Source organism: Kribbella alba (assembly GCF_039529635.1).
Lineage (GTDB): Bacteria > Actinomycetota > Actinomycetes > Propionibacteriales > Kribbellaceae > Kribbella > Kribbella alba.
Genome location: NZ_BAAANE010000004.1, coordinates 969,200 through 986,613 on the forward strand (window position 1 = coordinate 969,200; position 17,414 = coordinate 986,613).

Below are 17,414 nucleotides of genomic sequence, written 5' to 3' on the forward strand. Positions count from 1 at the left end.
GCGGCGCGGGCACGGTCCACATCCACTCGCGCAGCCGTTCCTTCTCGTGGGTGAGGTTGCGCAGGTCGGTCTCCGCGTACTCGAACTCCGGCGACCAGAACAACGCGTCGAACGGACACGCCTCGATGCAGATCCCGCAGTACATGCAGAGCGAGAAGTCGATCGCGAACCGGTCCAGCACGTTCCGGCTGCGCTCCCGTGCCTGCTCACCGACCGACGGCGCGGTCTCGGTGTGCGAGTCGATGTAGATGCACCAACTCGGGCATTCCCGCGCACAGAGCATGCAGGAGGTGCAGTTCTCCTCCATCAGCGCGATCACGCCCCGGCTCCGCGGCGGCAACTCGGGTTGGACGTCCGGGTACTGCTCGGTGACGGAGCGGCGGGACAGCGTCTTCGCGGTGACCTTCAGCCCGTCGATCAGACCCTTGCCAGGTAGCGCCACGCCTCCTCCTCCCGTCGGTCAGTTCTGCACGCTGAGACTAGTCGGTCCCGGGCCGTGAGGGGGCCAGGAGGCGTCGGAGTCCGGGATTCAGGCTGTACTTCGGGGGACAACCGCGAGGTGGTTCCGCGAGCTCGGTGATTCCGGAGCTCCCCGGTCGCGGCTCGTCAACAGCGAGGTGAGCCGGGGCGAGTCCGCAGCTCCCCTGAGGCGTGCTCCGGTCAGAGGTCGCGTTCGAGGCGGGCCGCGACCTGCCGGTACCGGCTGACCGGGATCAGGTGGACGCCGTCGAACGCCCCGCTGTCGCGGACCTTCAGGATGTGCTCACAGGCGGCCTCGACCCCGGCGTCGGGGTCCCGCTCGACCGACTCGATCAGCTGGTCGGGGATCGTCAACTGCGGCAACGCGGCCAGGTTGTGGGCCATCTTGGCGCTCGCGAGCACCATCACGCCCGCATAGACCGGAACGTCCAGTACTACGCTGTCGCGCCAGCGCAGCAGCTCCTCCAGGTCGTAGCTGACCTGCACGTACAGGAAGTCAGCCTCGGCCTTCCACCCCGGAACAGGCCGCAGCCGAGTCGCCGCGCCAACCTGGAACGGCGCGACGCCGGGGAAGGACGTCGCCCGGGCTTCCTCGATCATCGTCCGCACGGTGAGCTCGCTGGTCCGCCCACCTGCGCTCGGCTCGTCCCCGTGCACGAAGAGAAACTGCTCGACCCCGTACGCCGCGGCGGTGAGCAGGTCACGCCGGAAGCCGAGCAGGTTGCGGTCCCGGGAGTTCAAGCAGGCGATCCCCCGGGCACCCATCGCCTGGACCTCGTTCGCCACCGCCACACTCGACACGGTCGCCCGGCCGATGTGGTTGTCCGGGATCAGGAAGGCATCCGCGATCGGGCTCAGCACCCCGATCTGGTGCCGCACCTTCTTCAGATCCGGCCGCGTCGGCGGCTCCACCTCACAAACCAACTCGAACCCGCCGTCACCCATACCCCGCGACCCTACCGACGACCAGTCCGCAGTACGAAGTCAACTCCGGCGTCGTGTCCGGATACGCCGGAAACTAATTTGAACATAGCGACAAAAAGTTTCCGCCATACCGCGAACCCGCTAGCCATCACCCAGGCGTCCACCGACTCGCTTGGAGCCAGCAGCACCTCGGCGGCCACTGGGCGGAGCACGGCGACCGCATCGACCATGAAACGCAGAAGGCGAACACCAAGGCGGCGGAGCGCCGGGCCATGGTCGACGGCAACGACGCCTGCTGCGCCGAGCATCAGGATCCACCACAACCTCGGGAGCGGGAACGGCTAACCGGCGAGCAGCTCCAATACTTCCGCTGTGGGTCGGACGTCGCCGAAGGTTCGGTAGACGGTGTGGAGAGTGGCGTTGAGGTCTTGGTCGCGGCGGGCTGCGTTTGCGTCGGCGACCATGACGACGCGATAGCCGAGGGTGCTGGCGTCGCGGGCCGAGGATTCACAGCAGACGTTCGCGACCGTGCCGGTGATCAGGACGGTGTCGATGCCGCGCTGCTCGATCATCGGGTGGAGGTCGCAGCGGCCGGGGAAGAAGGCGCTCGCAGCGGTCTTCTCGACCAGCAGATCGTCGTCGTGGATCTCGAACTCCTGCCACACCCGACCGGCGAGCGACCCCGATCCGCCGGACTCGTTGAAGAGCTTCGCGACTTCGGGACCGAGGAACTCGAGCGTGACCGCTGTGGGTTCGGTTGATCCCGGCAGCACCCAGGCAACGGTTCCACCGAGGCCGCGCAGGGTGTCGGCGAGCAGGCTGATGTTCGGGACGATGCCGCGCTGGTAGTCGCCCTCCTCGGTGAAGAACGGGACCATGTCGACGACGATCAGGGCGGTCCGAGCCGGCACCAGTTGTTGATAGGCGTGCCGCTTGCCGCGCCGCGACTCGTGCCGGGCATACTCCCGCGCCTCGATGTGCCAGTCGTGCAACTTGGGAACCACGGTCTCGGTCACGCCCTGACCTTCCCAGACGCCTCTGACAGAACGCGCGGACCGCCAACACTCACTAACCGGGGTCCAGCCGCCCGCCAGCGCCGCCGGTGAGCGCGGACCTAGGTACTGAAGCCGGCTTGCTGAGTGTTGGCGGTCCGCGCGGGCCGGTGAAACTCGGCGCGGAGGAGGTGGGCGCGATGGAACTCGGCCCGGAGGAGGTGAGCGCGGAGCAACACGGCCCGGAGCACGCGAGCGCGGAACAACACGGCCCGGAGCACGCGAGCACGGAACAACACGGCCCGGAGCAGGCGAGCGCGGAGCAACTCGGCCCGGAGCAGGCGAGCACGGAACAACACGGCCCGGAGCAGGCGAGCACGGAACAACACGGCCCGGAGCAGGCGAGCGCGGAACAACACGGCCCGGAGCAGGCGAGCGCGGAGTAGGTGGGCGGGGAGGGAGCGGGAGGGCTAGAGGGTGTTGCGGGCGTGTTGGAGGAAGTTGCGTTCGGTGGTGTTGGCGGTCAAGGCGTGGGCTGAGTCGTAGGCCGTCGCGGCTTCGGGGAGGCGGTCGAGGCGTTTGAGGAAGTCGGCGCGGATCGCGTGGAACAGGTAGTAGCCACCAAGGTCCAGGTCGTCCACCAGAGCGAGGCCGGCCGCCGGACCGTCGACCTCCGCGACGGCGACAGCTCGGTTGAGAGCGACCACTGGGCTCGGGGCGACGAGCATCATCTGGTCGTAGAGCTGCACGATCTGGGTCCAGTCGGTGCTCTCGGCCGAGGACGCGTCGCTGTGGATGGCGTTGATGGCCGCCTGGATCTGGTACGGACCAGGCGCGCCGCGGCGGAGGCATCGGCGTACCAGGTCTTGGCCTTCGGCAATCAGTTCGCGATCCCACAGCCGGCGGTTCTGCTGAGGGAGCGGGATGAGGAAGCCGTCAGGGCCGACGCGCGAGGGGCGGCGCGATTCTTGGAGCAGCATCAGCGCGAGGAGGCCGAGCGCCTCGGGCTCGTCCGGCATCAGCTCCACCAGCAAGCGGCCGAGGCGGATCGCCTCGGTGCACAGGTCGGAGCGGATGAGCTCGTCGCCGGACGACGCGGCGTACCCCTCGTTGAAGATCAGATAGACGACGGCCAGTACGCCGCGGACGCGCTCGGGCAGATCGGCCTCGTAGGGCACGCGGTAGGGAATCCCGGCGGCCTTGATCTTCGCCTTCGCCCGGACGAGGCGCTGGGCCATCGTGGGCTCGGGGACCAGGAAGGCCCGGGCGATCTCGGTCGTGGTGAGGCCGCCGAGCAGGCGCAGGGTGAGGGCGACCCGCACGTTCAGCGCCAGTGCGGGATGGCAGCAGGTGAAGATCAACCGCAGTCGGTCATCGCGCACGACACCCTCCTCCACCGGGTCGCCCTGTGCGTGCAGCAGCGCGGCCTGAGCGTGTTTGTCCTCTCGCGACGCCTCGCGCCGGAGCCGGTCGATCGCGCGATTGCGAGCAGTCGTGAGGATCCAGCCGGCCGGGCTCGGCGGCAGCCCGGCCAGCGGCCACTTCTCCACCGCCGCGGCGAAGGCCTCCTGGACGGCGTCCTCGGCGATGTCCAGCTCCCCGAACACCCGAGCCAGTACTGCTACCGCCCGGCCGTGCTCGGCCCGGAACACCGCCGCGACCTCCGCCACCGACACCAGAGGCACGTAAGGCGCCGACAGGTCAGGCTCACCCGCCACCGACACCAAAGGCACGTAAGGCGCCGACAGGTCAGGCTCACCCGCCACCGGCACCAAAGGCACGTCAGGCGCCGACACGTCAGGCTCACCCGCCGCCGAGACAGCGGACCTGTCGGGCGCCGACGGCACAGGATCGCGCGCGGCCGACACTCCAGGCTCGTCAGGCGTGGGCTCGTCGGGTGGCATCAGGAGGCGAAGGGTCTGACTTCTATGGACAAGGGGGCGAGGATGCGGGCCAGTTTGCGGGCCCAGTCGAGCGCCTCGTCGAGGTCGTCGACCTGGATGACCGTGAACCCGCCGAGGTGTTCCTTGCCTTCGGTGAACGGGCCGTCCGTGACGAGCAGCTCGTCACCCGAGGCGCGCAGTACGGTCGCGGACTCCGGCGGATGCAAGCCCGCGGCGAACACCCAGGCACCCGCCTCCTGGATCTCCTCGTTCAAGGCGGCCAGGTTCTTCATGATCGGCTCCAGCACTTCCGGAGCCGGCGTGGGCCCATCGGGCTGGTAGACGCTCAACAGGTATTGCTTCATCAGGTCCTCCCTGGTCTCACCCTCTACACGAACAGGGTCAGCCCGGATCGACAGGCAGCGTCAAGCCGCCACCCTCCTCGCGGGACAGCGCATACCGAACCACCGTGAGCCTGCGCCACCGACCGCACGATCGACGGCCCGAGCCCTGCCCCCTTTCGCCCCGACCAGCCGGCCCGTGGAACGGCTTGAAGAGACCCTCTGCTTGGGGCGCGGGCGTGGCGACTCCCTGAACGACTCACTTGAAGATCGCGACGCCGATACCGGTGACCGCCAGCTGCAGGAGTGCGACCGGGACGAGGCCCTGCCAGGCGAGCTTCTGGAGCTGGTCGGCGCGCAGGCGGGGGAAGGCGACCCGGATCCAGATGACGAGGAGGGAGACGGCCGCGATCTTGAGGATGCTCCAGATCCAGCCGATCGAGTCGGGGCCGGGGCCGCTCCGGCCACCGAGGTAGAGGACCGTGACCAGCCCTGCCAGCACCACGATCCCGGCGTACTCCGCGAGCAGGAACATGGCGAACCGCAGACCGGTGTACTCCGTGTACGGGCCGAAGATCACCTCGGAGTCGGCCACCGGCATGTCGAACGGCGGCCGCTGCAGCTCGGCGAGTCCCGCGATGAAGAACACCACCATCCCGGGCAGCTGCCAGAGCAACCACCACGGGTTCCAGGCCTCGGCGATCCCGGTGAGGCTCAAGGTGCCGGCGGCCACCGCGACGCTTGCCGCGGACAACACGAACGGAAGCTCGTAGCTCATCAGCTGCGCCGCGACCCGGAGTCCACCGAGCAGGCTGTACTTGTTGCCGCTGGCCCAGCCGGCCATCAGAGAGCCGAGGACGCCGATGCTCATGACGGCCAGTACGAAGAACAGGCCGGAGTCGAGGTCAGCCCCGACGATCCCGGGTGCGAGAGGGATCGCAGCCATCGCCGCCATGTACGGCAGGATCGCGACGACCGGGGCCCACTCGAAGACCCGCTTGTCCGCGGCTGCCGGGGTCACGCTCTCCTTCTGGACGAACTTCACCCCGTCGGCGACGAGCTGCGCCCAGCCGTGGAAGGCACCGGCGTACATCGGGCCGAGCCGCGACTGCATGTGCGCCATCACCTTGTGCTCGGCCTGACCGACCAGCAAGGGCGCCACCAGGAACGCGACCAGCACCCCCACGACCCGCACCACGAACTCGAGCATGACCGCACCCTATCGAGTCCGGCTTGACCTCAACCGATGTTCAGGACCGAGGGTGGGCGGAAACAGTCACCTTCTTGGGAGAGCCATGACCACGATCCTCGTCACCGGAGCCACCGGACGCGTCGGACGGCACGTAGTCACCGGGCTGCTCGAGGCCGACGTGACCGTGCGGGCTTTGGTGCGGACCCCGCCCTCGCGGACAGTTCAGTCGCCTACTGGGCTTCACTCGTCGAGAAACCTGAGCCGGTCACCACCACAGTCCCCGACCTCCTAGCCAGGCCCGCGTTCATCTACCGCCAATGGACCGAAGAACACGCCGCCGAGTTCCAGCCGTCCGACTAGGGCAGCTCGTCTTCGAGTTGAATCGGCTGAGGTCGAAGGAGGAATGAATCAGGACTGGCCTTCGCTGTCGCTCGGAGGAGTCGGCGAACTCTCGGACGGACCTTCTCCTGCGGGCGGTGAGGCGTCGGGTTGGTCTGTCGTACTGCGTTGTGCCGAGCCGCGGCGTTCGCCAGGAGTGCGGCGTTCGCCCGCGCCCCGGCGGGGGCGGGCCGGGGTGGAGGCCGTGAGCGCTGCGGCGAGCGGGTCCGGATCGGGGGAACCTGGCGGGCGGGGGCCCCACGACTCGGGATCGGGGACGCCCGGGGGCAGGGTGCGGCGGCGGCTGGGGGCTCCGGCCTTCGCGGCGGGGGCGTGGTCGGACTCGCCTGGTTCCTTGGCGCCCGGCCAAGGCTTGGCGACCCGCGAGGCGAGGACGAACTCCTTGCGCAGCGGGTTGCCTTCGAACCCGTCGGGCAGCAGCAGCGGCACCAGGTTCGGGTGCCCGTCGAAGGTGATGCCGAACATCTCCGACGTCTCGCGCTCGTGCCAGTTCGCCCCGGCGTAGACGCCGGACAACGTGTCAAGCTGTGGAGTCGCTCGCGCGACGAGCGTCCGGACCATCAGGTGGTCGACGTGCGAACCGCCCCAGAAGTCGGCGAGGTGTGTGACCACCCGGAACCCGTCGGTCAGCTCGTCACTCGCGCTGAGGAAGTCGAAGAAGATCAGCCCGACTTCGTCCCGCAGCACTTCGTGGGCCGCGACCCAGGCCTCGGCCGGTACGTCGAGCACCTGCGGGCCGAAGCTGTCGGCGGTCGTCGCGGTGATCCCGGCCCCGGTCAGCGCCCGCAGCGCGTCGTTGATCACCGGGGATTCACCAGGCCGCGGGTCAGGGCCTTCGCCGACGGTTCATACCTGCTGGTGACGTTCTCGCCGGCGATCTTCTCCTGCAGCTTGAGGATGCCCTGCAGCAACGCCTCCGGCCTGGGCGGACAACCCGGCACGTAGACGTCCACGGGGATGATCTGGTCGACACCCTTCGTCACGCAGTACGAGTCCCAGTAAGGCCCGCCGGAGTTCGAGCAGGAGCCGAACGAGATCACGTACTTCGGCTCCGGCATCTGGTCGTACAGCCGCTTGATCGCGGGCGCCATCTTGTCCGTCACGGTGCCGGACACGACCATCAGATCGGCCTGCCGCGGCCCGGGCGCGAACGGGATCACGCCGAGCCTGATGAAGTCGTGCCGACCCATCGAGGCCGCGATGAACTCGATCGCGCAACAGGCCAGCCCGAAGTTGAAGACCCAGAGCGAGTACTTGCGGCCCCAGTTCAGCAGGTACCGCACGGGCTCGGGAGCCAGCTTCGCCAGCGCACCGACGGCAGGCCGGACCGTCGGGATCGGCAGATGAACCGCGCTGTCAGCCATGGTGGTCAGCCTAGTCCGACGATCTCCTCGGCGAGGACTTCCGGGTACTCCAGTGGCGCGTAGTGCCCGACGCCGTCGACGAACCGTAGCCGGACGTCGCTGAAGAACTCGTCCAGCCGGTCCGACCACTCCCGCGGGAAGAGCGGATCGTGCTCAGGCCACAGGACAGACGTCGGTACGCCGATCCGCTCCCCGGGCGCGGGTGCGTTCTCGGCCGCGGAGGTGGCGACTGACCCCGCACCGGCGCGGTACCAGTTGATCGATGCGGTGAACGCGCCTGGCGCCGAGTAGACCTCGACCAGGTGATCCAGCTCCGGCTCGAAGCCCGGGCCGGACCAGTGGGTCCAGAAGTGCCGCAGATACGCCCGGACGGCCTCGGGTTTCCCGTCGATCAGTTCCTCGCTCACGGGCAACCTGTGGAAAGCCTGGTACCAGAACTCCACCTGCGCCTGCTCACCGAAGACCCGCCGGCCGATGCCCGGCAGCGGCGGCGCGATCACCAGCGCGCGGACCAGCTCAGGCCTGGTGCGCGCGATCCCCTGCGCGATCCGGCTGCCGATGTCGTATCCGGCGAGCACCGGCCGGTCCAGCCCGAGCTCCTCGATCAATCCGAGCACGCTCCGCCCCTGCGCCGCCACGTCGTACTGCGCGGCCGGGTCCGCCACGTGTTTGTCCGACTCCCCGAATCCCCTCAGATCCGGCACCACGACCTCACAGCCCGCGGCAACCAGCTTCGGCGCGAGCAACCGGTAGTCGGTCCGATCCCCCGGCCACCCGTGCAACAGCACGACAGCCGGCCCATCCCCGTCACGGTCATAGGCCAACCGAAACCCATCAACCTCCGCGCTGACCGGCACCCACACCACCCCTTCGCAGAGCCCGACTGCTCCTTGGATGAGCGATGACCATCATCCACCGACCGACAGGCACGACGATCCTTGACCGGGTTACCTGGTCGACCTAGGGTGATTGGACAGGACTGGACAGGTTCATTCCGGGTAGGAGACCCCATGGCCGATCAGTTGCAGGACAGTGCGCTCGAGCCGCGCGTGCTCCAGGTGGAGAGCAACGGCCTGAACGTCATCGACGACGCGGACCGGAAAGGGTCGCCGAAACAACTGTTCTGGCCCTGGTTCGGCGCCAACGTCTCGGTGCTCGGGCTGAGCTATGGCGCGTTCGCGCTCGGGTTCGGCATCTCGTTCTGGCAGGCCGTGATCGCGGGCGTGCTGGGCATCGTCTTCTCGTTCCTGCTCTGCGGCCTGATCGCGCTGGCGGGCAAGCGCGGCTCGGCGCCGACGATGGTGCTGAGCCGGGCCGCGTTCGGTGTCCGGGGCAACAAGCTCCCCTCACTCGTCTCGTGGCTGCTCACGGTCGGCTGGGAGACCGTGCTGACGATCCTCGCGACACTGGCCACGGCGACCGTCTTCGAACGGCTCGGCTGGGGCGGCGGCGGGCTCACGAAATTGATCGCACTGGTCGTGGTCGGCGCCCTGATCGTGGCCTGCGGTGTGCTCGGCTTCGACCTGATCATGCGGATGCAGACCATCATCACGATCGTCACCGGCGTTCTCACCGTGGTCTACATCGCGCTCGTCGCCGACCAGATCAGCTGGAGCAAGGTCAGCGCCCTGCCGAGCGGGTCGATCCAGGAGGTGATCGGCGCGCTGGTGTTCCTGATGACCGGGTTCGGCCTGGGGTGGGTGAACGCGGCGGCTGACTACTCGCGGTACCTGCCCCGCTCGGCTTCCAGCCGCGGCGTGGTCGGCTGGACCACCTTCGGCGCCGCGATCGCACCGATCGTGCTGTTCATCTTCGGCCTGCTGCTGGCCGGTTCCTCGACCGAGCTGAGCACGGCGATCGCGGCCGACCCGATCGGGGCCCTGACCGAGGCGTTGCCGACCTGGTTCCTGGTGCCGTTCGTGATCGTGGCAGTGCTCGGGCTGGTGGGTGGCGCAGTACTGGACATCTACTCGTCAGGGCTGGCGCTGCTGTCGCTCGGCCTGCCCGTACCGCGGTACGTGGCTGCCTTCGTCGACGGTGTCATCATGATCGCCGGGACCGTCTACGTGGTGTTCTTCGGTGACCAGTTCCTCGCTCAGTTCACCGGCTTCCTGATCACCCTCGGCGTCCCGGTGGCAGCCTGGTGCGGCATCATGCTGGCCGACATCGCGAACCGTCGCCGCGACTACGCCGAGGCCGAACTGTTCGACCGGCGCGGCCGGTACGGCGACGTGCAGTGGTTGCCGGTGGCAACCATGGTGATCGCCACCGTGATCGGTTGGGGCCTGGTCACCAACACGAGCGCGAAGTGGCTGACCTGGCAGGGCTACCTGCTCGATCCCCTCGGACTGGCCAGCGGCAAGCAGGGGAACTGGGCCTTTGCCAACCTGGGCGTGCTGTTCGCCCTGGTCGTCGGGTTCCTGGTCCAGTACTTCGCCGGCCGCGCCGCGGTTCACGCGCAGGAGGAGCGCAGCCGGCAGGAGGTGGCCTGATGCCGCCCGTCCTCGCCCTGATCGACCTGCAGCGGATCTTCGCCGAACCCGAGAGCGGCTGGGCGACGCCGGACTTCCAGCGGGTGGTGAAGCCGACCCAGGAGCTCGTCGAGCTCTTCTCACCCCAGGTCGTGTTCACCCGCTTCGTCGCGCCTGAGGAACCGACCGGCTCCTGGATCCCGTACTACGAGCAGTGGCCGTTCGCCCTGCAGCCACCGGACTCGTACGCCTACCAGCTGGTGGACGAGTTCCGGGACGCCCCGACGCTGGACAAAACCACCTTCGGCAAATGGGGTCCTGAGCTGGCCGAGGCCGTCGGCCCGGGCGGTCACCTCGTGATCGCCGGGGTGACCACGGACTGCTGCGTGATCTCGACCGCCCTCGCCGCGGTTGATGCCGGGATCCAGGTGCAGGTGGTCGAGGATGCGTGCGCCGCGGTCGACGAGGAGAGCCACCGGCACGCGATCGCCCTGATGCGGCTCTACGCGCCGATGCTCGAGATCGTCACGGTCGACGAGCTTCGCCAGGTCGACGCGGCGGCCAAAACCGACGGCGCGGGGAGCGAGCTCGACCCCTCGGAGTCACAGTGATCCGTGGGGTGGGCCTGAAACACGAGCGGATCGCGTCGATCCTGGCCCGTGAGATCCGCTCCGGACGGGTCGGCCGCGGCACCCAGCTGCCGGGCGAGGTGGAACTGGCCAAGCGGTTCTCGGTCAGCCGGAACACCGTCCGCTCGGCGCTCGCAGTACTGACTGAGAGCGGCCTGATCACCACCCGCACGGGCAAGGGGTCGTTCGTGCTGTTCGACGGCCGGCCGCTCGACGACCGGCTCGGCTGGACCCACGCACTGGCCGAACAAGGCGTCGAGACCCAGGTCAGGGTGCTCCGGATGGCACTCGAGCAGGACCACGAGCTGGCCGAACGGCTGGACCTGGACTCACCCGACGTGATCGTGATCCAGCGACTCCGGGTCGTCGTCGGCGGCGATGCCATCTCGATCGAGCGCAGTTGCGTGCCTGCCGTCGACGGGCTCCGGGACCTTCCGGAGCGCGGTCTGGACGACGGCTCTATCACCGCCACGCTGAGCAGGGCCGGGCTGCACCTCGACCATGGCGAACAACGACTCCGCGGCCGCCCGCTCGAACCGGAAGAGGCCGCCCTGCTCGGACGGCCCGAAGGCGCCTGGTTCCTGCACACCCGACGGACCAGCTGGACAGCTGATGACAGGTTCGCCGAGCAGGTCGACAGCCTGCTCGACCCGCGGCACTTCGAGCTCAGCCTCAGCTACAGCGAGACCACCCGATGAGCCGCACCTCCAGCGCCTCCAGCGTCTCCCGGGCCGCCGGCGCCCTCTACGGTCTGGCGATCGGCGATGCCCTCGGGATGCCGACCCAGTCGTTGCCGCGGGCACTCATCGCGGAGCGGTACGGCGAATTGCTCGACGGCTTCCACCCCGCCCCGGACGACCAGCCGCTGGCGGCCGGGATGCCCGCGGGCGCGATCACGGACGACACCGAACAGGCTGTCCTGCTGGCCGAACTGGTGGTGTCGTCGAACGGCCTCGTCGACGGCCGCGAGCTGTCGCGGAGGCTCCTGGCCTGGGAGGACTCGATGCGCGCGCGAGGTTCGCTCGACCTTCTGGGCCCGTCGACCAGGCGAGCCATCGACGAACTCCTCGCCGGCACTGACCTCAACGAGGCCGGCCGCTTCGGCACTACCAACGGCGCGGCGATGCGGATCACGCCGGTCGGCATCGCGACCCCCTCGGACCAACCCGAACTGCTCCTCGATCGCGTAGTTGCCGCCAGCGCGGCCACCCACAACACCGGCCTCGCCCTGTCAGCAGCGGCTGCGGTCGCAGCCGCCGTCAGCGCCGGGATCGACGGCGCGACGGTGGCCGAAGCGATCCCGGTCGCGATCCGAGCAGCCGCGGAAGCAGCCGGCCGAGGCCACTGGGTGGCAGGTGCGGATGTTGCCACCCGCATCGAGTGGGCCACCTCCCTGATCGACACGGCGCCTGGCAACACCCCTCCCAGGCCGGGTGCCGTGTCTGCACTTGTTTACGACCTCGTCGGCACCAGCCTGGCGAGCCAGGAATCCGTACCAGCCGCCTTCGCGGTGCTTGCCGCCTTCCCAGACGATCCCTGGCTGGCCTGCCGGCTCGCCGCATCGGTCGGCGGCGACACCGACACCATCGCGGCGATCACGGGTGCCGTCGCCGGGGCCTGCCACGGCGACGAGGCGTTCCCCGCGCAGGCGCGGATCACCGTTGCCGAGGTCAACGACCTCGACCTGGACGACCTCGCCGATCAGCTGCTGAAGGTGCGTGAGGCATGCGGCTGATCCACCTCGGCAACGTCGTCATCGACCTGGTCCTCACCGTCAGCGACCTACCGGCCCGCGGCGGTGACGTCATCGCCTCCAGTACTGCGACCGGGGCCGGCGGCGGCTTCAACGTCATGGCCGCCGCCTCCCGCCTCGGCCTGCCCACCTTGTACGCCGGGGCGCACGGCACCGGGCCGTTCGGGGACCAGGCCCGGGCGGCGCTGACAGAAGCAGACGTCGAGTGGTTATGTCCGGCAAAGGAGGAATCGGACACCGGGTTCGTGGTGACGCTGGTGGATGCGTCCGGCGAACGCACCTTTGTGACGAGCCGCGGCGCTGAGGCCACGTTGACCAGCGAGGATCTGCCGGCACCTGGGAGCGACGACTTGCTGTACCTGTCCGGGTACAGCCTGTTGCACGACTCCAACCGATCGGCCCTGGTCCCCTGGCTCAGCACGATCTCCGACGACGTGCCGGTCTTCTTCGATCCCGGCCCACTCGTTGCCGAGATCCCCTCAAATGCCCTCGAAGCCGTTCTCGGCCGAACCGATTGGCTCAGCTGCAACGCCCGCGAAGCCACCTCGCTGACCGCTCTCGCCGACCCCCTGAAAGCCGCCTCCGCCCTGCTCAACACAATCACCCCAGAGGGCGGCGTCGGAGCCACTCGTGGGGGCGTGCTGGTGCGGATCGGGCCGGGCGGTTGCGTCCTCGCAGTACGGGATCGGGAACCGGAGTTGATCGCTGGGTTCGACGTCGAGGCGGTCGATCTGAATGGTGCCGGGGACGCGCACGCCGGCGCCTTCCTGGTGGGAATTGCCGAGGGCAAGGAACCGGCCGAAGCCGCCCGCCGGGCCAACGCCGCGGCGGCACTTGCCGTCAGCCGCCGGGGACCTGCGACCGGACCCACCGAAGACGAACTGGAGGCGTTCCTAAGGGGTCTCTAGCGCCCGGATAGGGAGTTGTGCCGATGTGGCCCTCCTCCTCAGGCGAGCAGAGTCGTGCCATCGACAAGCTCCCGGAGGACATCATGTTGTTCCACTCTCCCCAGTCGCTCCAGGCAGAGATCGCCTACCGCCAGGAACGCCTCAGGCGGGACTACCAGCGCCCCTGGTGGTTCCACCGCAAGCCCAAGGCTGTGGCGCACCGTGCGCCTAGCCGGCAGGCAGTCCAGGCCAGGCACGCGATGTGAGTGCCCGACCACCACCAGTCCCTGTCAATCCCCGCGCGGCCGAGTTCTTCGGAACTCGGCCGCGCTGCTGTTTCAGGGGACTCCTTAGGCGCCGCATACGGCGTACTGGGACTACCTAGGCCCTGGGTACGGCGTACAGGGACTCCCTAGTGAGTGCCCAGGGCGCTGGATAGGGAGTAGTTCCGATGTGCCGGCCCTCCTCAGACGAGCAGATTAGAGGCATCGACAAGGAGTCGAGAGCAACCGCCCCAGGAGGCAGACGAGATGTTCACCAACGAGTCCGTCAAGGCAGAGGTCACCTACCGCAGGGAGCGCCTCGCCCGTGACTACGCCCGCTCCACCCGCAGGACCGGCGCAGCCCGCCGGCACCTGGTCCACCTCTTCACCAAGAACGTCTGAGGGGAGGCAAACCATGTTCATCACACCCCAGTCAGTTCAGGCGGAGACCGCCTACCGGCAGGAGCGGACCAAGCGCGAGTTCGGCCGGGCCACCGCCCGCCGGGAGCGCCGGGAGCAGGCCGCCAAGCCTGAGCCCCGGCACGTGCGCCGGTCCCTGCGACCCACTCACGCCGCATGACCGCGGCGATCGCCGTCCCTGACCAGAGAATTTCGGTCAGGGACGGCGTTTCTGTGTCTGCGGACACCCCGCGGACGGGATGCCGTCGAATTGTGTCGGCGCCAGGGGCGAAGATGGACGACGTGCCCTGGACCTCGACACCTCTCGTCGGCCGCTCGACCGAGATGGCCGCCCTGCTCAGCGCCGTCGACGACGCGAAAACGCGCCGCGCCGGTGCGATCCTGCTGTCCGGTGACGCGGGCGTCGGCAAGACCCGGCTGCTCGACGAGGTCGCCAGCGGCGCACACGAACGCGGTTTCGGGGTCCTGGTCGGGCACTGCACCGACTTCGGCGACGCGGGCCTGCCGTATCTGCCGTTCACCGAGATCTTCGGCCGCCTCGCCGGCGAGCGCCCCGACCTGGTCGACAGCGTGCTCACCAACTTCCCGGCGATCGGCCGGCTGCTGCCGACTCATCGCGTGATCGGAGCGCCGGCGGTCCCGCGGGAGGGCCAGCTCGATCGCGCGGCACTGTTCGACGCCGTGCTCGGTGCGTTCACCGCGCTGTCGACCAGCGAGCCGCTGCTGGTGGTTGTCGAGGACGCGCACTGGGCCGACGACTCCACCCGTGACCTGATCGGTTTCCTGCTCACCCGGCTGACCTCCCAGCGGCTCGCCCTCGTGGTTTCGTACCGCAGTGACGACCTGCACCGGCGGCACCCGCTGCGCCGGCCGATCGCCGAGTGGTCGCGCAATCCGCGGGTCCGCCGGGTCAATCTGCTGCCGCTGGACGCGGACGAGTCCCGCGCCCTGCTGACTGCCCTGCTCACCCAGCCGCTGCCCGAATCGGAGGTACGCCGGATCCTGGAGCGTGCGGGCGGCAACGCCTTCTTCACCGAGGAGCTGGTCGCCGCAGCCTCAATGGGCGACGCGGATGCCGTGCCACCCGATCTGGCCGATCTCCTGCTCGTCCGGCTCGATCCGCTCTCGGACGACGCCCGCCAGGTGGCTCGCGTGATCGCTGTCGCCGGTCGGCGGGTTCCACACACGCTGCTGACGACTGTCGCCGGGCTCCCCGACCGGGAGCTCGACGCCGCTCTGCGGGAGCTGATCGACGCGCACATCATCGAGCACCCGGGAAACGCGAGCTACTACTTCCGGCACGCGCTGCTGGCCGAGGCGGTCTATGACGACCTGCTCCCTGGGGAACGAGTGCGGCAGCACGCGGCGTACGCGAAGGCTCTCAAGGACCAGACGGTCGCGGGTACAGCGGCCGAGCTTGCCGGTCACGCCACGAGATCGCATGACCTGGCGACCGCGTTCGAGGCGCGGGTGCGGGCCGGGCAGGAGGCGATCTCGGTGGCCGCACCGCTGGAGGCGCTGAAGCACTACGAGCTGGCCTTGGAGCTTTATCCGAACGCCTCGACCGAGGCCAGCATCGACAAGACCTGGCTTATCGTCGAGACCGCCACGGCTGCCGCGCTTTCCGCCCAGCAGTTGCGCGCGTTGAAGCTGCTGCGGAAGGCCCTCGCAGACCTGCCTGCGGATGCGCCACGCCTGCAGCGGGCTCAGCTGCTGATGCCGCTGGCTGACATCGCGCTGGTCGTCGACCAGGACAAGGAAGCGCATGAGGCGATCTCGCAGGCGCTGCGGCTGACCGCGGACGAGCCCGCGAGCGTGTTCAAGGCGCAGGTCGCCTCGCTCTATGCGCGGGTTTCGGATGCCCTGGGCCGACCGATGGAAGCTGAGCGTTGGGCCCACGAGGCGCTGCAGATCGCTCGCGAGGTCGGTCAGGAATCAGCCGCGGGTGACGCTGGGATCACCTTGGCCCAGCTGCGCAGGCGGGCTGGTGACCCTGTTGCCGCCGCGAAGCAACTCGAGGAAGCGGCAGTGCGGGCTCAGCTGGCCGGCGATCCCGCCGCCGAGGTGCGCAGCCGGTATCTGCTGGGCTCCAACCACTACGAGCAGGGCGATCTCGCCAACGCGAAGACAGCCCTGCTGCACGCCGCTCAACGGGCAGGCGAGTTGGGCCGGCAGTGGGCCGCCTATGGGTTCGACGCCCGGCGGATGCTCGCGCTGACCCAGTTCGTGATGGGCGACTGGGATGAGGCGGCGGTTACCGCGCAGACGGACTCGAAGACACCGGCGGCGGCTGACGCGGCCTTGCGGGCAGTCGGCATGGCAGTCCGCTCGGGCCGGGGCGACACCTCCGTGGCCGAGGAGCTCGAGCGGCTCCGCAACTGGTGGACGATCGACATCATGCTGCCGATCATCGGCCTGCAGCCCGCGGTGGACGCCTACCGCGGGCTGGACCAGATCGCGGAGGCCGAGAAGCTGATCGCGGACGTGGCCGCCTTGTGCGCGGATGTGTTCCAGAACGAGTGGTTCCTGGCCCGGATCCGGTTCTCGGCGATGGGGCTGCAGCTGTTGAGCCATCGGGTCGTCAGCGAGCCGGGCGCGGCCGCCGAGCTGGTCGCTCGTGGTGCCGAGCTGGTCAGCGACGGGCAGCTGACCGCCGAGAAGGGGATGCCGCCCGGCCGCGTGCTGGGCGTCGAGGGAATCGCCTGGCTCGCTCGGCTGGAGGCGGAGTGGGAGCGCCTGCGATGGCTCGCGGACATCGAGCCGCCGACGCCTGCGGAACACGTCACGACCTGGCGGCGCACCGTCGACGCCTTCGGCTACGGGTATGTCTTCGAGCAAGCGTGGTCGCGGATCCACCTGTCCGCCGCGCTGCGTGCCGCGGGCCGGGTGGCCGAGGCTCACGAGCAGGCTCAGCTGGCAGCAGAGGTGGCTCGCGCGTTGGGGGCCAAGCCGCTGCTTGACGAGCTCGGAGGTGCGGAGGGCGGGATCGGCGGCCCAGCCGCGCTGACCGCCCGGGAGACCGAGGTGCTCGCGTTGCTGGCGGAGGGCCGGACGAACCGGCAATTGGCGCGGGAGCTCTACATCAGCGAGAAGACAGTCAGCGTGCACGTCTCGAACATCCTCGCCAAACTAGGCGTCCGCTCCCGCACCGAAGCCGCCGCCGTCGCCAGAAGAGACGGCCTCCTCGACTGACCCGCAGCTCGTCCCGGCCGCCCGGGCGGCCCCGTTGCTGGGCTGAACCTCGCCCGACGCACACCTGCTCTCCGCATCAGCGGAGAGCAGGTGGGTTGCCTAGTGCCCGCGCCAAGGGGGGTGGGGGTGGCAGCGAGCCCAGGCCGTTCGGTCAGCATTTCTGTCCACGGACCCGCCACTGGTCGAGGACCTGCCACAGGTGATGGGCGCCTGTCGTGACGGAT

At 69.1% G+C, this 17,414-nt stretch carries 19 protein-coding genes and 1 pseudogene; 11 read left to right on the plus strand and 9 right to left on the minus strand.

Annotated features, from left to right (window positions below; all coding sequences use genetic code 11):
- Positions 1-91: 91 nt before the first annotated feature.
- From ABD210_RS11450 to ABD210_RS11460, 3 genes and pseudogenes are all read right to left on the minus strand, one after another.
- Positions 92-307 (minus strand): annotated as a pseudogene (locus ABD210_RS11450) (4Fe-4S binding protein); the annotation flags it as partial.
- 353 nt (positions 308-660) lie between these two features.
- Positions 661-1,425 carry a methylenetetrahydrofolate reductase gene (locus tag ABD210_RS11455; protein ID WP_344111064.1) on the minus strand — a complete coding sequence of 255 codons (765 nt, stop codon included), beginning with the start codon at positions 1,423-1,425 and terminating at the stop codon, positions 661-663.
- A 320-nt stretch (positions 1,426-1,745) separates the two neighbouring features.
- A complete protein-coding gene (locus ABD210_RS11460; RefSeq protein WP_344111065.1) occupies positions 1,746-2,420 on the minus strand; it encodes an isochorismatase family protein in 675 nt (224 codons plus the stop codon).
- Between the two features lie 176 nt (positions 2,421-2,596).
- On the opposite strand from ABD210_RS11460, the gene ABD210_RS11465 reads away from it, so the two are divergent.
- Entirely contained in the window at positions 2,597-2,842 is a 246-nt protein-coding gene (locus ABD210_RS11465; RefSeq protein ID WP_344111066.1) for a hypothetical protein, read from the plus strand.
- A 24-nt stretch (positions 2,843-2,866) separates the two neighbouring features.
- Here the strand turns inward: ABD210_RS11465 and ABD210_RS11470 are convergent, their stop codons facing one another.
- The 3 genes from ABD210_RS11470 to ABD210_RS11480 form a co-directional block, all read right to left on the minus strand.
- The gene (locus tag ABD210_RS11470) at positions 2,867-4,300 is read right to left on the minus strand and encodes an RNA polymerase sigma factor (RefSeq protein ID WP_344111067.1); all 1,434 of its coding nucleotides are present in this window, start codon (positions 4,298-4,300) and stop codon (positions 2,867-2,869) included.
- Entirely contained in the window at positions 4,300-4,644 is a 345-nt protein-coding gene (locus tag ABD210_RS11475; protein ID WP_344111068.1) for a YciI family protein, read from the minus strand. Before ABD210_RS11475 ends, ABD210_RS11470 begins: the two co-directional genes overlap by 1 nt.
- A gap of 235 nt (positions 4,645-4,879) precedes the next feature.
- Entirely contained in the window at positions 4,880-5,830 is a 951-nt protein-coding gene (locus ABD210_RS11480; protein WP_344111069.1) for a complex I subunit 1/NuoH family protein, read from the minus strand.
- An 85-nt stretch (positions 5,831-5,915) separates the two neighbouring features.
- Here ABD210_RS11480 and ABD210_RS11485 point away from each other — a divergent pair, with 85 nt between their 5' ends.
- Positions 5,916-6,104: an NmrA family NAD(P)-binding protein gene (locus ABD210_RS11485; protein ID WP_344111071.1), complete on the plus strand. Its 189-nt coding sequence runs from the start codon at positions 5,916-5,918 to the stop codon at positions 6,102-6,104.
- A 116-nt stretch (positions 6,105-6,220) separates the two neighbouring features.
- On the opposite strand, the gene ABD210_RS11490 is transcribed toward ABD210_RS11485, so the two are convergent.
- Genes ABD210_RS11490 through ABD210_RS11500 form a run of 3 tightly spaced genes read right to left on the minus strand, consistent with a single transcriptional unit; the run spans position 6,221 to position 8,399 of the window.
- On the minus strand, positions 6,221-7,015 hold the full coding sequence (locus tag ABD210_RS11490) for an NADH-quinone oxidoreductase subunit C (protein WP_344111072.1): 795 nt from the start codon (positions 7,013-7,015) through the stop codon (positions 6,221-6,223).
- Entirely contained in the window at positions 7,012-7,575 is a 564-nt protein-coding gene (locus tag ABD210_RS11495; RefSeq protein WP_344111074.1) for an NADH-quinone oxidoreductase subunit B, read from the minus strand. Before ABD210_RS11495 ends, ABD210_RS11490 begins: the two co-directional genes overlap by 4 nt.
- Positions 7,576-7,580: 5 nt before the next feature.
- Complete coding sequence (locus tag ABD210_RS11500) at positions 7,581-8,399, minus strand: alpha/beta fold hydrolase (protein WP_344111075.1); 819 nt, start codon at positions 8,397-8,399, stop codon at positions 7,581-7,583.
- Positions 8,400-8,585: 186 nt separating this feature from the next.
- Here ABD210_RS11500 and ABD210_RS11505 point away from each other — a divergent pair, with 186 nt between their 5' ends.
- From ABD210_RS11505 to ABD210_RS11545, 9 genes are all read left to right on the plus strand, one after another.
- Positions 8,586-10,067: a purine-cytosine permease family protein gene (locus ABD210_RS11505; protein WP_344111076.1), complete on the plus strand. Its 1,482-nt coding sequence runs from the start codon at positions 8,586-8,588 to the stop codon at positions 10,065-10,067.
- Complete coding sequence (locus ABD210_RS11510; RefSeq protein WP_344111077.1) at positions 10,067-10,657, plus strand: cysteine hydrolase family protein; 591 nt, start codon at positions 10,067-10,069, stop codon at positions 10,655-10,657. The genes ABD210_RS11505 and ABD210_RS11510 overlap by 1 nt, the downstream gene beginning before the upstream one ends.
- Complete coding sequence (locus ABD210_RS11515; protein ID WP_344111078.1) at positions 10,654-11,373, plus strand: GntR family transcriptional regulator; 720 nt, start codon at positions 10,654-10,656, stop codon at positions 11,371-11,373. Before ABD210_RS11510 ends, ABD210_RS11515 begins: the two co-directional genes overlap by 4 nt.
- The gene (locus ABD210_RS11520; RefSeq protein ID WP_344111079.1) at positions 11,370-12,410 is read left to right on the plus strand and encodes an ADP-ribosylglycohydrolase family protein; all 1,041 of its coding nucleotides are present in this window, start codon (positions 11,370-11,372) and stop codon (positions 12,408-12,410) included. The genes ABD210_RS11515 and ABD210_RS11520 overlap by 4 nt, the downstream gene beginning before the upstream one ends.
- Positions 12,401-13,336 (plus strand): PfkB family carbohydrate kinase, encoded by a 936-nt coding sequence (locus tag ABD210_RS11525; protein ID WP_344111080.1) that lies wholly within the window; start codon positions 12,401-12,403, stop codon positions 13,334-13,336. The genes ABD210_RS11520 and ABD210_RS11525 overlap by 10 nt, the downstream gene beginning before the upstream one ends.
- 23 nt (positions 13,337-13,359) lie before the next feature.
- On the plus strand, positions 13,360-13,581 hold the full coding sequence (locus ABD210_RS11530) for a hypothetical protein (RefSeq protein WP_344111081.1): 222 nt from the start codon (positions 13,360-13,362) through the stop codon (positions 13,579-13,581).
- A 264-nt stretch (positions 13,582-13,845) separates the two neighbouring features.
- A complete protein-coding gene (locus tag ABD210_RS11535) occupies positions 13,846-13,980 on the plus strand; it encodes a hypothetical protein (protein WP_344111082.1) in 135 nt (44 codons plus the stop codon).
- A gap of 13 nt (positions 13,981-13,993) precedes the next feature.
- Positions 13,994-14,158: a hypothetical protein gene (locus ABD210_RS11540; RefSeq protein ID WP_344111083.1), complete on the plus strand. Its 165-nt coding sequence runs from the start codon at positions 13,994-13,996 to the stop codon at positions 14,156-14,158.
- 113 nt (positions 14,159-14,271) lie between these two features.
- Positions 14,272-17,190, plus strand: a complete 2,919-nt coding sequence (locus ABD210_RS11545; RefSeq protein WP_344111084.1) for a helix-turn-helix transcriptional regulator — start codon at positions 14,272-14,274, stop codon at positions 17,188-17,190.
- The last annotated feature ends 224 nt before the right edge of the window (positions 17,191-17,414 follow it).